The organism is Exiguobacterium flavidum (assembly GCF_003344535.1).
GTDB lineage: Bacteria > Bacillota > Bacilli > Exiguobacteriales > Exiguobacteriaceae > Exiguobacterium_A > Exiguobacterium_A flavidum.
Map to the genome: position 1 here is coordinate 1 of NZ_QPKS01000008.1, position 14,347 is coordinate 14,347.

A 14,347-nucleotide genomic window follows, 5' to 3' on the forward strand; every position below is an offset into this window, starting at 1 on the left:
ATCTGTACGGCGGTCTGCAAGACAAGTGCAGGACGCTCCGACTCGCGGAGACGGCGAAGGAGCTGCCTCGCCTCCTTCGGGAGGCGGAGTTGAAGGGATGGACCTATCATGAACTCGTACACGAGATTCTGACGTATGAGCTGGACTGCAGGGAACAGAAAAACATCGAGCGCCTGATGAAATGGGCAGACTTCCCCGAGCAGAAGACGTTCGAAAGTTACGACATCCGAGAACAGAACGCGCTCGGGGAGAAGAACCTGAACGTCCTGAAGGAGTTGAACTGGGTGGGGGAATTCTTCACCCTAATCCTGATGGGCCCGACGGGCGTCGGGAAGACGCATCTCTCGATTGCCTTAGGCATCCATGCGATCAGCAACGGTCATCAAGTGTCCTTCGTGTCGATGACGCATCTCATCTACATCCTGAAGACACGCGATCATCTGAGGAAGTCGGAGACGCGCTACAAAAGGATCGTGGACTCGGACCTCATCATCATCGACGATGTCATGTACATGACCTATGATCCGCAAGAAGCCCACCTTTTCTTCCAGTTCATCTATGACATGTATGATCATGCGGCCTTCATCCTCACATCCAATAAAGGACCGAACGAGTGGGGTAAATTCTTGGGCGATCCCACCCTGACGACGGCAATCCTGGACAGGCTACTCCACCGGAGTGAAATCATCACGTTCGGCGAAGAGACGGACAGCATCCGGATGAAATATCGAAAAACTTTATTCACTGAACCATCTGTGCAACCTTAATTGTTGGAAACTGACATCTATAATTGTTATAAATTGACCGATTCTAATTGACGGTTACACAGGAAGGTTTTTAGGCGGTCTTAGATACCAAATCAACAGATACTCTAAAATTAACAAGCCACGGTTATTAATAGATTGATCTGGTATGAATACATCCATAAACGTGACTTCATTTGTTAACTTTTTTCCGTTATAGGAATTATGTGATCGTATTCTTGATCGCCAGTTCTCTTTTGTCTCGTCTGTGTCCTTACATGTTCCCACGTACTCGATATCGCCATTAACATTACGGAAAACATATACTCCAGAGAGCCCCTTCATTGAGCTCAACTCAAAGCCAAAGGTATGCGTTTGTTTCTTTCCCATATTGAAACCTTCCTTCCCTCTACCTTTATTTGATTTTGAAATCATTGAGCGGGCTGTACATTCTACCAATTTCTAAAATGCTGTCTTGTTCTAGACCTCTCAAATATTTAGACGTCATCTGCGTATCAAAGTGACCCATCAAACGACTTAAGCTGTAGATATCTATTCCATTACGTAATTGCTTTTGAGCAAAGTAATGGCGGCAATCGTGTGGAGAACAACGGACTTCCCTACGTACCCCAGCATTCTTACAATGAGCCTTCAAGATTTTGTTTATACTCGAGCGATGCAACTGTGTAGCGGATTGATCCAACAAGTAGTACTCTTCCAACTCATCTGGTTCCTTGCATCGAAATCGCTCTCTCTTCAAACTTTCATAGCGACGCATATACTTACGCATCGTTTTGCTAATGTACACAAGACGTTGTTTTGATCCCTTGCCATGGATGAGTATCGTCTTGGATGAGATATCCTTGTCTTTGATACCAATCAACTCCGAAACTCGAACTCCTGTATCAAATAGCATGATGAGAATAAGCTTATCTCGAACATTGGAATAGGTTTCTTCTTCGACGTCTGTGATGATTCGTTTTACCTCGTCATCATTAAACGTTACAATCACCCGTTTTTCTTCCTTCAAACTCTTGATTCTTCGCATTGGATTAGAGAGCTCTTCAATGAACTCCTCTTCTACCAAGTAGTTAAAGAACACTTTTAATGTGGCGATGTTGTTATTGATCGTAATCTCTTTTTCTTGTCCGAGTTGCTGACGATATTGAATATACCGTTTGATGTGTATGGGTCGTACCTCTTCTACTTCTTCTACGCTTAACTCCTCTTGCATAAAATCTTTCCACCTCGACAGACGCCAAATACACATCTCGATATACTTTGCCCTCCTTCCTTGAACTTGTTGATTCAGTTTAAAATCGTCTAACAGTTCCGTAATTTTGGTCACAAAAAAGCCCCCTTCCATTCACAAATAATGTGAACAAAAGAGAGCTTCATTTTTAAATATAATTGTTGAAGGTGAAACGAACTTCATTCCACCTATCCCCTTTAAAACGTTGGTACGAAAGGCTTCATGAGACGAATCGCCTCAGTAAGTCCAGTTCTTATTCCCACTCGATCGTTGAAGGTGGCTTAGACGTCACGTCGTACAGGACGCGGTTGACGTGCTTCACTTCGTTGACGATCCGGACCGAGATCTTCTCGAGGACGTCCCACGGGATGCGCGCCCAGTCGGATGTCATCCCGTCGATCGACGTGACGGCACGGATGCCGACCGCGTAGTCGTACGTCCGCTCATCCCCCATGACACCGACTGACCGGAGCGGCGGGAGGACTGTGAAGTATTGCCAGATCTCGCGTTCGAGTCCTGCCTTCTTGATCTCGTCCCGCAGGATCGCATCCGATTCACGGACGATCTCAAGCTTCTCGTCCGTCACCTCACCGAGGACACGGATACCGAGACCTGGTCCAGGGAACGGCTGACGCCAGACGATTTCATCCGAGAGGCCGAGTTCTTTTCCGAGTTCGCGCACTTCATCCTTGAAGAGCGTGTTGATCGGCTCGATCAGCGTGAACTGCATGTCTTCCGGCAGGCCGCCGACGTTATGGTGCGACTTGATCGTCTGCGCCGTATCCGTCCCGCTCTCGATGATGTCCGTGTAGAGCGTTCCTTGGGCGAGGAAGTCCATGTCTGTCAGCTTCGATGCTTCTTCGTCGAAGACGTAGACGAACTCGTTACCGATGACCTTACGTTTTTCTTCCGGATCAGAGACGCCTCGGAGTTTCGATAGAAAGCGCTCCTGCGCATCGATCTTGATGACGTTCATGTGGAAGTGGTCCGCGAACGTCTGCATGACGCTCTCTGCCTCACCCTTACGGAGAAGACCGTGGTCGACGAACATACACGTCAACTGATCGCCGATCGCCTTGTGGATCAGCGCTGCGACGACGGACGAATCGACGCCGCCAGAGAGTGCGCAGAGCACCTTCTTGTCACCGACCATCTCCTTGATTTTCGCGACTTCGACCTCGATGAAGTTCTCCATCGACCAGTCACCTTCGCAACCGCATACTTCGAACAGGAAGTTCTTGAGCAGCTCCTTGCCGAAGATCGTGTGGTTGACTTCCGGATGGTACTGGACGCCGTACATCTTCAGCTCGTCATTTTTGATCGAGGCGATCGGACAAGAGACATTCGTCCCATCGACCGTGAAACCTGCAGGCACTTCAGTCACGAGATCCCCGTGGCTCATCCAGACCGTCTGCTCGAGCGGAAGGTCCGTGTACATCGCGGATGGATCGTTAAGCGTCAATGTCGCTTTCCCGTACTCCCGGTGAGCGGCCCGCTCGACTTTTCCGCCGAAATGTTGCGTCATGAGCTGCATGCCGTAGCAGATTCCGAAGATCGGAATCCCGAGTTCGAAAATCCCCGGGTCGCACTGATAGGCGTCTTCTGCATAAACGCTGCGCGGTCCGCCTGAGAAGATGATTCCTGCAGGTGCGAGTTCCTTCACCTTTTCCGCCGTGATCTTGTGTGAGTGCAGCTCGCTGTAGACACCAAGGTCACGAATGCGGCGTGTGATCAACTGATTGTACTGGCCCCCGAAGTCGAGGACGAGAATCATTTCCTGGTCCAAATGTGCTTCCAAATGTGCTCCCGCCTTTCAAAGTTTCATGCGTCGCCTTACGAAAAAAGCCCGCTCTTCTCCCAAAGAAAAAATGGAAAAAGAGCAGGCCGCTTCCGAAAAAATGTATACGAAGGGTCTGCTCCCTTATAGTCAGGCCGTTTAAGGTGACCCGGTAGAGACTCTCACGCCATATTCGCGAGGATATACAAAGGAGTTGCATGTTTGATTATGATTTACGTTGTTCCCATTGTAACTACATTGATTCGGAAATATCAACCCTCTACCCGACGAATGATATTTTCGAAATATTCCCGCTTCTTATCCGCGCTCAGCGCTTCCCCGCCGTAGACGAGGCGTTCATAGCTATCCGTGAGCGGGCGCATCGCATAGATTTCGTAATACTGGTCTACCTCCCGTGACAGTTCGCGAAGCGTCCGTCCTTCTTTATAACGGAAACCCTGCTTCTCGAGACGATGCAACAGGAAGCGGTACATCTGACCGAACCCTCTCGGATCATCGATTCGTTTGCGGAAGTAGAGCAGGGCGAGCATCCGGATCAGTTGGCGCCGGAAGATGAACCCGAGCAAAAGGATCAGTCCCCCTGCGACGAATGGCCAGATCGGAAGCTGCGTCTCGTTTTGTGACACCGCAGAGGCCTGTTCTTGCTCGAACGGATTTTCCTGCGGGCGTTCCTGACGCACCGGCGCTTCCGTCTCGGCCGTATCACGTTGCGGATTAGCCCGTTCCGTCTCGCTCTCATTCGTCCGGTCGATCGTATAGAGACCATTTCCGTCGAAGCTGACTGTCGGCTCGAGCGCGACCCAGCCCGGACCTTCGATGTAGACCTCGACCCAGGAATGGGCGTTCTTGTTTCGGACGGTGTAGCTCGTGACGGCTGAACCGATGACATCCGATTCCCCGCCCGTGAACCCCTTCACCCAGCGTGCCGGAAGTCCCGCCGAGCGCAAGAGGACCGTTGCTGCGGTCGAGAAGTTGTCGCAATAGCCGGATTGCGTCTCGAACAGGAACTGATCGACGTAATCCTGATCCTCAGCCGGCACCGGAACGTCCTGCGTATCGTAGACGAAATTCTCCCGGTCGAAGTAGCCCTCAATCGCTTTCGCGCGGTCGTATGGCGTCTCTTCCCCCTCGACGATTTCCTGCGCCAGCTCTCTGACGCGTTCAGGCAGCGTCTCGGGCAGTTGCAGATAGCGTTCGAGTTCGCCGTCCGAAAGTTTGACCGGTTCATCGGTCGCTAGAATACGTTCCGTATAGATCGGATAGTCGTATGTGATCCGGTAGTTCTTCTGGCGGTCCGCTTCGTCGAGGTAGGATATCTTCTGATTTTCCTCATCGATGAGAAATTCTTGACTGTCCTCCCCTTGGAAGAGCTGGACGTTGCTGCCGTTATACGGGACGAAAGGAAGTTCGCGCGTCATCTCGAACGTCGCTTGTTCCTCCCTCTTCTCGACGTCTTCGCCGAACATCGGGAAGTTCGCCTCATCCCGGATTTCCGGGTCGGACTGGGACAGAATCCATCCCTTCCCCGTATAGATGTCCTTCGTCTCGACACGCCAGTAGCGGCTGCCTTCGCTCGCGACCTGGAAGACGACACGCTCGTCCATCTGGAACGGTCCTCCGAGCTGCTGGTCGTTGTTTCCATAGCCGACTTTCTGAATGCCTCCCGTCCCTTCGCCTTCACCTTGGAAACGGGCAGTGAAATCATACCAGCTGTCCTGCCAGTCCGCAGCGAGCGCCGGGGTCTTCATGGCTGCGAGCATGACTGCGCCAATGATGAGGAGCGCGCTGACCGGGCGTACGTAGGAGGCGACCGGCCGTTCGTTCACCTCTGTCGCATACAGCAACAGGAGACTGAGGGAGATCGGCCAAAAGATGAATGTTTCTCCGGAATAGTCGGTCCATGTGTCACAGTAGGCGATGAAGCCGAGTATCCCAAATCCGAGTCCGTAGACGAACCCCCGATTCGGAAATGTCCGACGGGCGAGATAGGCGACGAGAAAACTGATCAGACCGATCGAGAAGGCGAATGCCGGCTTGCCCGGCAAACTTCCGTCAAGGACCCGCTGCACGTCATCGAGTATCTCACCAAGCAGTGCCCACGGCATCTGCCCCGGTGTCAGCACCCAGTAAAAGGAGATGATCAGACCGAGCAGCGACGTTCCGAGGAAATAGAGCCGTTTCAAATGCGAGGCCAGCAACGGGAACGTCAACATCGGCAGGAACGGCAAAAGCCGGTCGAAGGTCGTCAGCGTCAAGAGTGGCGGCATCAGGCACGCAAACAATGCGGCTGCAAGCGCGTTCCATATCCATCTCCGCATCATCGCACCTCCCTCCTCTCCGGCGTATACACATAGACGCTCGCTTCTTGCCCAATTTTTCCGGCCCAGATTTCGTTCCCTTCATCAAGCCGAGGCGTGATGAAGAGGACGTTCCCGCTGAGACGGAGTGCCTTCGCGGAATACTCCCACGCCTCGATGAAGGAGCGGGTCCTGCTCGGACGCACGGTCATCAGGTAATGCGCAAGCTTCGCCTCCTCGAGCGGCAACGACATCGACTGGACGCCATGTCCGACGAGATGAATCCTGTAATTGAGGCGCCGGCGCGTAAGCTGGTCCGTCGCCTCGGCAAGCATCGAGATGCTCTTCTCGAACGCTTCGTCCGGCAGCGTCCCTTCGTCGAAGATGATCGTCGTCTCCCGCTCCTGTTCACGCTCGAACGTCTTCGTCATGAGCGCTTGGCGTTTCGCCGTCGACTTCCAGTCGATCTGGTTCATCCGGTCTCCGCTGACATAATCACGGACACCGACGACCGTATAGGAGGACTGCCGCAAGTCGAGCGAGATAGGTGACGCTCCGCCATCCCCGCGGTCGTCCTCGCTCGGCAGACCGATATCGAGCCGCGCCGGTTCGATCGCAAGATGCGTCTCGACCGAAAAGAAGCGTCTCCGCATGAAGAGACCGAACGCATCACGAATTTCAATCACACAGCCGGGTATCCGGTACAGCCCCCGGCGAATCGACGGAATGACATACTCGATTTTTTCCGCTCTCCGGTAATGGGCGCGGACATGATGCCGGATGTTCAGCTTTTGATCGCTCAGCTCGACAGGCAGTTCTTCGATCACCTCGACGGTCCCGACGAGAAACGGGAACTTCCGCCGGACGGAAAGTGTTGTCTGCAGATTGGTCCCTGCGACGAGCATCCCCCCTGGCACCGACCGTTCGGCGACAGCGCTCGTGACCGGCCAAATCAAAAACAGCGTCCAGTAGATCATCAGACCGAGCGCCACATAGAACAGGCTCGACGCGACCGACCCGCCGTCGACGCGGGCATACATCCAGAGTGCGAAGACAGTCAACAGCAGCAGCGCGTAGCGCCAGCCGATCTGCCATTTCGTCATAGAGCATCCACATCCTGATTGATCGGGACAGGCACTTCCTTCTTCACCTGCTCGAGGATCCGCTCAGCTGTCTGTCCATGGTATCTTGCGTCAGCCGTCAGGATCAGGCGGTGCGACAGGACAGGGACGAGCAAATGTTTCACGTCGTCCGGCAAGACGTAGTTCCGTCCTTCCATATACGCCCAAGCCTGTGCGACCTTCATCAAGGCGATCGACGCCCGCGGACTCGCACCGAGATAGAGGAGCGGATGCGTACGCGTCGCCTGGACGAGCGAGACGACATACTTCTTGACCGCTTGCGAGACGTGAACTTCCTTGACCTCCTGTTTCATCCGGAGGAGGTCCTCCCGTGTCAGGACGGCCTCGAGCGTATCGATCGGCTCCTCCCGTTCGAAGCGTGTCAGCAGTTTCATCTCCTGGTGGAAATCGGGATAACCCATCTTGACCTTGATGAGGAACCGGTCGAGTTGCGCCTCTGGAAGCGGGTAGGTGCCTTCGTGTTCGATCGGGTTCTGTGTCGCCATGACGAAGAATGGGCTCGGCAGCGTATGGATTTCGCCGTCGACCGTCACGTTCGATTCGGCCATCCCTTCGAGAAGGGCGGATTGCGTCTTCGGGGAAGTCCGGTTGATTTCATCCGCCAAGACGATGTTTCCCATCAGCGGACCGGGGCGGTATTCGAACTGGCTCGTCTTTTGGTTATACATGGAGACGCCTGTCAGGTCGGAAGGAAGGAGATCGGGAGTGAACTGGACACGCTTGAACGTCAAACCGATCGATCGGCTGAACGCCCGGACGAGCATCGTCTTCCCGACGCCCGGCACATCCTCGAGCAGGACATGTCCTCCGGCGAGCAGCGCGGCGAGCGCCTCGGTGATGACCTCTTCTTTCCCGATGATGACTTTCTCTACGTTGTCGAGGATGGCTTTGATCTCTTTCGTGTAAGTTCGCATTAGCAGACCCCTTGCTTAGTATGATAGAATTTTCTGACTTTAATAATCTTCTCATATTTCCAGTGCTATTAAAAGCGTTTCGAGCAGTTCGAAAACACACGAAAAAAGAGAGGGTGCTCACCGTGCAGCACCCCCTCCCTGTTTCAGGAACGATCACCATAACCGTTCAAGAAATATTTCACTCGTCCTTAGGACACGATATCAATCTCGTGTCTGATTCGTTCACGTCAAGTCCGGTGATCCTCTTTCCGAAGCGACATGTGATCGTTCCGTCTACACTGGTTATCATTCATGTGCATCACCATCCTTTCGTATTATGAATATTACCTAATCAAAAGGATGTTAAACCGATTTTCTAAAAAAAAATCAACTCTGTCGCAAGGCACCGAGAGCAGCAGCGATCGTCCGCTCATTCGGTGTCTCGATCACACCGAGCTCGGTGATGATTGCCGTGATCAGGGAATGCGGTGTGACGTCGAACGCCGGATTGAAGACATCGACTCCGCGAGGCGCCGTCTCGGTTCCTCCGAACGTCAGCACTTCGTCAGCCGGCCGTTCCTCGATTTCGATCTCCGAACCCTCGGCACTCGAGAAGTCGAACGTCGTCAGCGGTGCTGCGACATAGAACGGAATGCCGAAACTCCTCGCGAGGAGCGCGAGCTGGAACGTTCCGATCTTGTTCGCCGTATCGCCGTTTCGCGTGATTCGGTCGGCTCCGACGATGATCGCGTCGATCCCTTTCTGCTGGATCGTATAGGCCGCCATGTTATCCGTAATCAGCGTCACCGGAATGCCTGCCCGTTGCAGCTCCCAGGTCGTCAGGCGCGCTCCTTGAAGAAGAGGCCTTGTCTCGGAAGCGAATGCTTCGAGGCGAATGCCCCGTTCCTTTGCGAGATAGAAAGGAGCGAGTGCCGTCCCGTAGGCTGCCGTCGCGATCGATCCGGCGTTACAGATCGTCAAGATCTTCGCGCCATCCTCGAACAGGCTGAGCGAGTGCTCGCCGATTTGCCGGCTCGTCGCGGCATCCGCCTCGTACAGCTCGATCGCCCGCCGCTCGAGTGCGCGGCGTGTCCCGTCGACCGTCTTGCCCTGCTCAAGCACGCGTCCGAGTTCCTCGAGGATGTTCTGCAAGTTGACCGCGGTCGGCCGTGTCGAAAGCAGGATGTCCGCCGTTTCGCGTAATCGCTCCTTGAACGTGTCGATTTCCCCGTGTATCTTCTTCGCCTCGAGGACGAGGACGAATGCCGCGAACAGGCTGATCGCGGGTGCCCCGCGCACGCGCAGCTTCAAAATCGCTTCCGCCGCTTGTTCCAGATCCTTGATCAGCAGGTAATGTTCCTCTTTTGGCAGCTTCGTCTGATCGAGTATCCGGAGCGTCCCGTCCTCCCAGATGATGCTTCTCGCGAACGTCGTCATCTTGCCACCTCCTGCGCAAAGAGCTCCTTCAACGCCTGCAAATCGAGCGTCAGCCGATTCCGGATGAGGAAGACGCCGGTTTGGAGGGCGTGCCGTTTTCGCACGATCCGCTCCGCCTTCGACTCGATTCCTTCGAGGTCAGCGACCGGCGCGAGGCCGATCGTACGGCGGATCAGCTCGCATCCGGCGAAGCCGAACGCGTCCGCAAGCGTCGTCTTGAGCACGTCGTCGACGAGCCCGTCCGCGTCCCGGAACGGAGCGACGGCGAAGCTTTCCCACCGCTCGCGGAAAACCGATTCGTATGTCGCAAGGAACGTTTCGACGTCTGAGCGCACACGCTCCTCGCCGATTGCTGAGGAAGCGAAGAACAGGTGCGCCATGAACTGACCGACATCGAATCCGAACGGTCCGTAGAATGCGAATTCCGGATCGATCACCCGAGTCTCGTCAGCCGAGGCGAAGATGCTGCCGGTATGCAGATCGCCATGGAGCAGCGCATCCCCCTTCGTGACGAACAGCGCCTCGAGCTTCGCGACCTCACGCCGCAACTCCCGGTCCGACCAGATGGCTTCGACGTCCTGTTCGAGTCCTTCCTCGATCTGGTTCGTCTCCGCGTCGCAGAACGGGTCGGTGAAGATCAGCTTCTCCGTGATGTCGCACAAATCCGGGTTGTAGTACGTCCGGGCGACCCCCTTCTTCGCGACCGGTCCGAGTGCGAAGTCCGACGTGTGGAACAGTGTCTTCGCGAGGAAGGAACCGATATGGCCGGCGAGCAGCGGATACACTTCTCCCGCGAGCAGTCCGTGCCGTACGATCGTCAAATGCGACAGGTCCTCCATGACCGTGAACGCCTCTTCCTTGCTCGCGTGGTACACGTGCGGGACGAAGGCCGGCGCGAATTTCGCGAATTCCTTGAGCGCAGCCTGTTCGATCCATGCCCGCTCGAGCGAGAGCGGCCAGCTCTCCCCTACGACCTTCGCGTACGGGAGTGCCTGCTTCAGGATGAACCGCTTCTCTCCCTGACGGACGCGAAAGACGAGGTTCAGGTTCCCGTCGCCGATTTCTTCACACGAAGCCTCTCCTTGTCCGATGAATCCGAGTGCCTGTAGCCGCTCGACTGCCGTCCGTTCCGTCAATGCCTGATATGTCATCTGTCATTTCCTCCTGTATCCTTACGCGAAAAACGCCCTTCCGTCCGGTCCAGACGAAAAGGCGCGAAGAGATACTTCGTCCTCTCATCTTTCAGACCATGTCTGTTGGATGTAGCACCGTGCCGAAATGGTCGGTTGCCGCGGCATCTTCGGGCCAATTCCCTCTGCCAACTCGCGATAAGAGTGTATGTGATTTGGTAGTTCGTCAGTTGCTGATTCGAATCATACGCCTCCCGCTTTTCTCGTGTCAATCCTCGAAGCCGGAACCTGAAAACTGATTTGGCAGGCCATCTATAGAAACGAAATCCGAAAAAATTAATTTTTCTAAAAATTGTTTGACAGGATGGTTGTCACATGTAAAAATTGCAATTAGATTTCACAACCACATCACATTCTTATCAAGAGCAGACGGAGGGACGAGCCCTATGATGTCGCAGCAACCGACCAACCTTGGCACGGTGCTAATTCTTGCAGCGCTAGCTGGCAGATAAGAGTCCACACGTATTTTCATGGTCTCTTGTCTATCGACGAGGGACCATTTTTTTGTAGAGACGGAGGATGGCAATGGCTTATATCACGGCAACTTATCAAATCAACGAAACGACGCGCCTGAAGGAACGGGCCGAGTCGATCGCGACCGGACTGACGGTCGGGACGTGGACCGACCTTGCGCATCTCGAACAGGAACAGCTTCGTGCCTACAAGGGCGAGGTCGTCCTCGCAGAAGAACGGGACGGGAAGGGCTACTTGACGATCCGCTACCCGGAACATAACGTCTCACGTGACTTCTCGGCGATTTTGACGACGGTCTTCGGCAAGCTGTCGCTCGACGGCAAGATCCGCCTCGTCGACATCGACCTGCCAGAGACGTTCGCGGCAGATTTCACGGGTGCGAAGTTCGGCGCGACAGGCGTCCGGGACTTGCTCGGCGTACACGACCGCCCGCTCTTGATGAGCATCTTCAAAGGGGTGATCGGGCGGGACCTGTCCTTCCTGCGCGAGCAACTCGAAGCGCAGCTTGAAGGCGGGATCGACATCGTCAAGGACGACGAGATCCTTTACGACAACATGCTGACCCCGACGATCGAGCGGGCACGCGTCGGACGTGCCGTCCTCGACGCCCATTTCGAGAAGACCGGGAAGCGGGCACTGTACGCGATCACGCTCAGCGGTCCTGTCTTCGGACTGAAGGAGCAGGCGAAACACCTGATCGGACACGGGGCGACGGCACTTCTGCTCAACGTCCATACATACGGGCTCGACGTGCTGCGCGAACTCGCGCTCGATCCCGAGATCAACGTCCCGGTCCTTAGCCATCCCGCCTACAGCGGCGGGATGATCGGAAGCGCGGACTACGGCGTCAGCGCCCCTGTCCTGCTCGGTACGCTGACGCGCCTCGCCGGCGCCGACCTGACGCTCTTCCCGTCGCCGTACGGAAGCGTCGCCCTCGATAAGGAGGAGGCGCGCGGCATCGCGGCGGAAGCTTCGCGAATCGGTTTCACCCGGCCCATCCTGCCTGTCCCGTCTGCCGGCATCCATCCGGGACTCGTCCCGGACATCCTGCGCGACTTCGGCCATGACTGCGTCATCAATGCCGGCGGCGGTGTCCACGGTCACCCGCACGGTGCGGCTTCAGGCGTCCGCGCCTTCCATCAGGCAATCGAGGCGACGATTGCACGTCGTCCGCTGCAGGAAGCGGCACGCGAGCACGAAGCACTCCGCCTCGCACTGAGTGCCTGGGGGGTTCGCACATGACGATTCATCTGCTGTGTGACTTTGACGGGACCGTGACGCAAGACGACAACATCATCGCCTTGATGAAACGGTTCGCACCAAACGAGTGGATCACGCTGAAGGACCAGGTCCTCAGCCGCGAGATTTCGATCGAGGACGGCGTCGGTGCGATGTTCCGCCTGCTCAAAAGCAGTGAACGGGAGACCTTCACCCGCTTCCTGATCGACAACGCCTCCTTGCGGGAGGGGTTCCCGGAATTCGTCCGCTACGCCGAGGAGGCCGGACTTTCCCTGACGTTCGTCAGCGGCGGAATCGACTTCTTCGTCCATCCGATCCTCGCGCCGTTCGCCGGTCCGGAACGGATCTACTGCAATGGATCCGACTTCTCGGAAGAAACAATCCGGATCACTTGGCCTCATGCGTGCGACAGCCAGTGCGACAACGGATGCGGCTGCTGTAAACCGTCGATTGCAAGACGCCTCAGCCGCCCGGGTGACCTCGTGATCGCAATCGGTGACTCCGTGACGGATTTCGAGCTCGCGAAGCAGGCCGATCTCGTCTTCGCCCGCGATCATCTCATCCGGATGTGCGAACAGGAAGGCATCCGTTACGTCCCGTTCGAGACGTTCTACGACATCATCGACGGACTGAAGTTCAGATTGGAGGTGACGAAGTAAATGTTCAGAGAATGGCACGAACTGAGTGAAATCAAACGCGAACTCGCAGCGCGTGACTGGTTCCCCGGCACGAGCGGCAACCTTGCGATCCGGACGAAGCTGGAGCCGGTCGAGTTCCTCGTCACGGCGAGCGGCAAGGATAAACGGAAGTCCTCTCCGGACGACTTCATCCTCGTCGACGCGGTCGGTCAACCGACTCATCCGCAAGCAGGAAAACCATCTGCCGAGACGCTCCTGCACGTCGAGGTGTTCAACCGGACGAACGCCGGCTGCTCACTCCACGTCCACACGATCGACAACAACGTCATCTCGGAACTCTATGCCGCTGAAGGCGAGATCCGTTTCACCGGCCAAGAGATCCTGAAGGCACTCGGCTACTGGGAAGAGACGGCTGAAGTCTTCGTCCCGATCATCCCGAACCACGCGGACATCCCGACGCTCGCCGAGGCGTTCGCGGGACACATCAACGGGGACAGCGGCGCCGTCCTGATCCGCAACCACGGCATCACCGTCTGGGCGAAGGACGCCTTCGAGGCGAAGAAGCAGCTCGAGGCATACGAGTTCCTGTTCAGCTACACCGTCAAGCTCCGCCTGCTCGGCGCGACAATCAAACAATCAGTTATCTAAGGAGGAATTCAACATGGCAACGATCCTATTCCAAGAGACGAACGAACGATACAGCACGCAAGAGAAAGTCGCATCCTTCCTCGAGTCCCGCGGCATCCTCTACGAGCAGTGGGACATCACGAAGCTTCCCGCCGACCTGCAAGAAAACTATTCGCTGACGGACGAGGACAAGCAGACGATCCTGAACACGTTCAGCACGGAGATCAAAGACGTCTCGGAACGCCGCGGCTACCAGACGGCTGACGTCATCTCGCTGTCCGACTCGACACCGAACCTCGAGCAGTTGCTCGTCAACTTCCAGCAGGAACATCATCATACGGATGACGAGGTCCGCTTCATCGTCAGCGGCCACGGCATCTTCGCGATCAAGGACGAGGAAAAGGGCTTCTACAGCATCGAGCTCGATCCGGGTGACCTGATTTCGGTGCCTGTCAATACGCGCCACTATTTCACGCTCCAGGACGACCGCCAAGTCGTCGCCGTCCGGATCTTCGTCACGACGGAGGGCTGGGTCCCGATCTACGAGGAGACGGTAAGCGTCTGAAAAAAACGATACGCACAAAAGCAGCGGACCTTCCTCTCGGAAAGTCCGCTGC

Annotated in this window: 12 protein-coding genes and 3 riboswitches; of the genes, 5 read left to right on the plus strand and 7 right to left on the minus strand. The window is 55.6% G+C overall.

Features of this window, described 5'->3' with window-relative positions; genetic code table 11:
• Window positions 1-2 precede the first annotated feature (2 nt).
• On the plus strand, window positions 3-767 hold the full coding sequence (gene istB, locus DFG60_RS08820; protein WP_114571399.1) for an IS21-like element helper ATPase IstB: 765 nt from the start codon (window positions 3-5) through the stop codon (window positions 765-767).
• Window positions 768-1,158: 391 nt separating this feature from the next.
• Here the strand turns inward: istB and DFG60_RS08830 are convergent, their stop codons facing one another.
• The 7 genes from DFG60_RS08830 to mtnK form a co-directional block, all read right to left on the minus strand.
• Entirely contained in the window at window positions 1,159-2,091 is a 933-nt protein-coding gene (locus DFG60_RS08830; RefSeq protein WP_114571401.1) for a tyrosine-type recombinase/integrase, read from the minus strand.
• Window positions 2,092-2,248: 157 nt separating this feature from the next.
• Window positions 2,249-3,769 carry a glutamine-hydrolyzing GMP synthase gene (gene guaA, locus DFG60_RS08835; protein ID WP_157964521.1) on the minus strand — a complete coding sequence of 507 codons (1,521 nt, stop codon included), beginning with the start codon at window positions 3,767-3,769 and terminating at the stop codon, window positions 2,249-2,251.
• Between the two features lie 130 nt (window positions 3,770-3,899).
• A riboswitch (purine riboswitch) is annotated at window positions 3,900-4,001 on the minus strand.
• Window positions 4,002-4,044: 43 nt separating this feature from the next.
• Complete coding sequence (locus DFG60_RS08840) at window positions 4,045-6,114, minus strand: DUF4129 domain-containing transglutaminase family protein (protein WP_114571403.1); 2,070 nt, start codon at window positions 6,112-6,114, stop codon at window positions 4,045-4,047.
• Window positions 6,111-7,193 carry a DUF58 domain-containing protein gene (locus tag DFG60_RS08845; protein ID WP_114571404.1) on the minus strand — a complete coding sequence of 361 codons (1,083 nt, stop codon included), beginning with the start codon at window positions 7,191-7,193 and terminating at the stop codon, window positions 6,111-6,113. Before DFG60_RS08845 ends, DFG60_RS08840 begins: the two co-directional genes overlap by 4 nt.
• Window positions 7,190-8,146, minus strand: coding sequence for an AAA family ATPase (locus DFG60_RS08850; RefSeq protein ID WP_114571405.1), 957 nt, complete (start codon window positions 8,144-8,146; stop codon window positions 7,190-7,192). The genes DFG60_RS08845 and DFG60_RS08850 overlap by 4 nt, the downstream gene beginning before the upstream one ends.
• A 366-nt stretch (window positions 8,147-8,512) precedes the next feature.
• Complete coding sequence (mtnA, locus tag DFG60_RS08855) at window positions 8,513-9,562, minus strand: S-methyl-5-thioribose-1-phosphate isomerase (protein WP_114571406.1); 1,050 nt, start codon at window positions 9,560-9,562, stop codon at window positions 8,513-8,515.
• Window positions 9,559-10,713 (minus strand): S-methyl-5-thioribose kinase, encoded by a 1,155-nt coding sequence (gene mtnK / locus DFG60_RS08860; protein ID WP_114571407.1) that lies wholly within the window; start codon window positions 10,711-10,713, stop codon window positions 9,559-9,561. Before mtnK ends, mtnA begins: the two co-directional genes overlap by 4 nt.
• A gap of 81 nt (window positions 10,714-10,794) precedes the next feature.
• Window positions 10,795-10,897, minus strand: a riboswitch (SAM riboswitch).
• A 208-nt stretch (window positions 10,898-11,105) separates the two neighbouring features.
• A riboswitch (SAM riboswitch) is annotated at window positions 11,106-11,207 on the plus strand.
• Between the two features lie 70 nt (window positions 11,208-11,277).
• Here mtnK and DFG60_RS08865 point away from each other — a divergent pair.
• The 4 genes from DFG60_RS08865 to DFG60_RS08880 are packed head-to-tail and all read left to right on the plus strand — an operon-like array spanning window position 11,278 to window position 14,295.
• Window positions 11,278-12,468 (plus strand): 2,3-diketo-5-methylthiopentyl-1-phosphate enolase, encoded by a 1,191-nt coding sequence (locus tag DFG60_RS08865; RefSeq protein ID WP_114571408.1) that lies wholly within the window; start codon window positions 11,278-11,280, stop codon window positions 12,466-12,468.
• Window positions 12,465-13,124: a 2-hydroxy-3-keto-5-methylthiopentenyl-1-phosphate phosphatase gene (locus DFG60_RS08870; RefSeq protein ID WP_114571409.1), complete on the plus strand. Its 660-nt coding sequence runs from the start codon at window positions 12,465-12,467 to the stop codon at window positions 13,122-13,124. Before DFG60_RS08865 ends, DFG60_RS08870 begins: the two co-directional genes overlap by 4 nt.
• Entirely contained in the window at window positions 13,125-13,751 is a 627-nt protein-coding gene (locus DFG60_RS08875; RefSeq protein WP_114571410.1) for a methylthioribulose 1-phosphate dehydratase, read from the plus strand.
• 13 nt (window positions 13,752-13,764) lie between these two features.
• Complete coding sequence (locus DFG60_RS08880) at window positions 13,765-14,295, plus strand: 1,2-dihydroxy-3-keto-5-methylthiopentene dioxygenase (RefSeq protein WP_114571411.1); 531 nt, start codon at window positions 13,765-13,767, stop codon at window positions 14,293-14,295.
• The last annotated feature ends 52 nt before the right edge of the window (window positions 14,296-14,347 follow it).

Coding starts and splice junctions, on each gene's coding strand:
- DFG60_RS08845 (WP_114571404.1), bottom strand. CDS start 7,193: ATGACGAAATGGCAGATCGGCTGGCGCTACGCGCTGCTGCTGTTGACT.
- DFG60_RS08840 (WP_114571403.1), bottom strand. CDS start 6,114: ATGATGCGGAGATGGATATGGAACGCGCTTGCAGCCGCATTGTTTGCG.
- guaA (WP_157964521.1), bottom strand. CDS start 3,769: ATGATTCTCGTCCTCGACTTCGGGGGCCAGTACAATCAGTTGATCACA.
- DFG60_RS08875 (WP_114571410.1), top strand. CDS start 13,125: ATGTTCAGAGAATGGCACGAACTGAGTGAAATCAAACGCGAACTCGCA.
- mtnK (WP_114571407.1), bottom strand. CDS start 10,713: ATGACATATCAGGCATTGACGGAACGGACGGCAGTCGAGCGGCTACAG.
- DFG60_RS08880 (WP_114571411.1), top strand. CDS start 13,765: ATGGCAACGATCCTATTCCAAGAGACGAACGAACGATACAGCACGCAA.
- mtnA (WP_114571406.1), bottom strand. CDS start 9,562: ATGACGACGTTCGCGAGAAGCATCATCTGGGAGGACGGGACGCTCCGG.
- DFG60_RS08870 (WP_114571409.1), top strand. CDS start 12,465: ATGACGATTCATCTGCTGTGTGACTTTGACGGGACCGTGACGCAAGAC.
- DFG60_RS08865 (WP_114571408.1), top strand. CDS start 11,278: ATGGCTTATATCACGGCAACTTATCAAATCAACGAAACGACGCGCCTG.
- DFG60_RS08850 (WP_114571405.1), bottom strand. CDS start 8,146: ATGCGAACTTACACGAAAGAGATCAAAGCCATCCTCGACAACGTAGAG.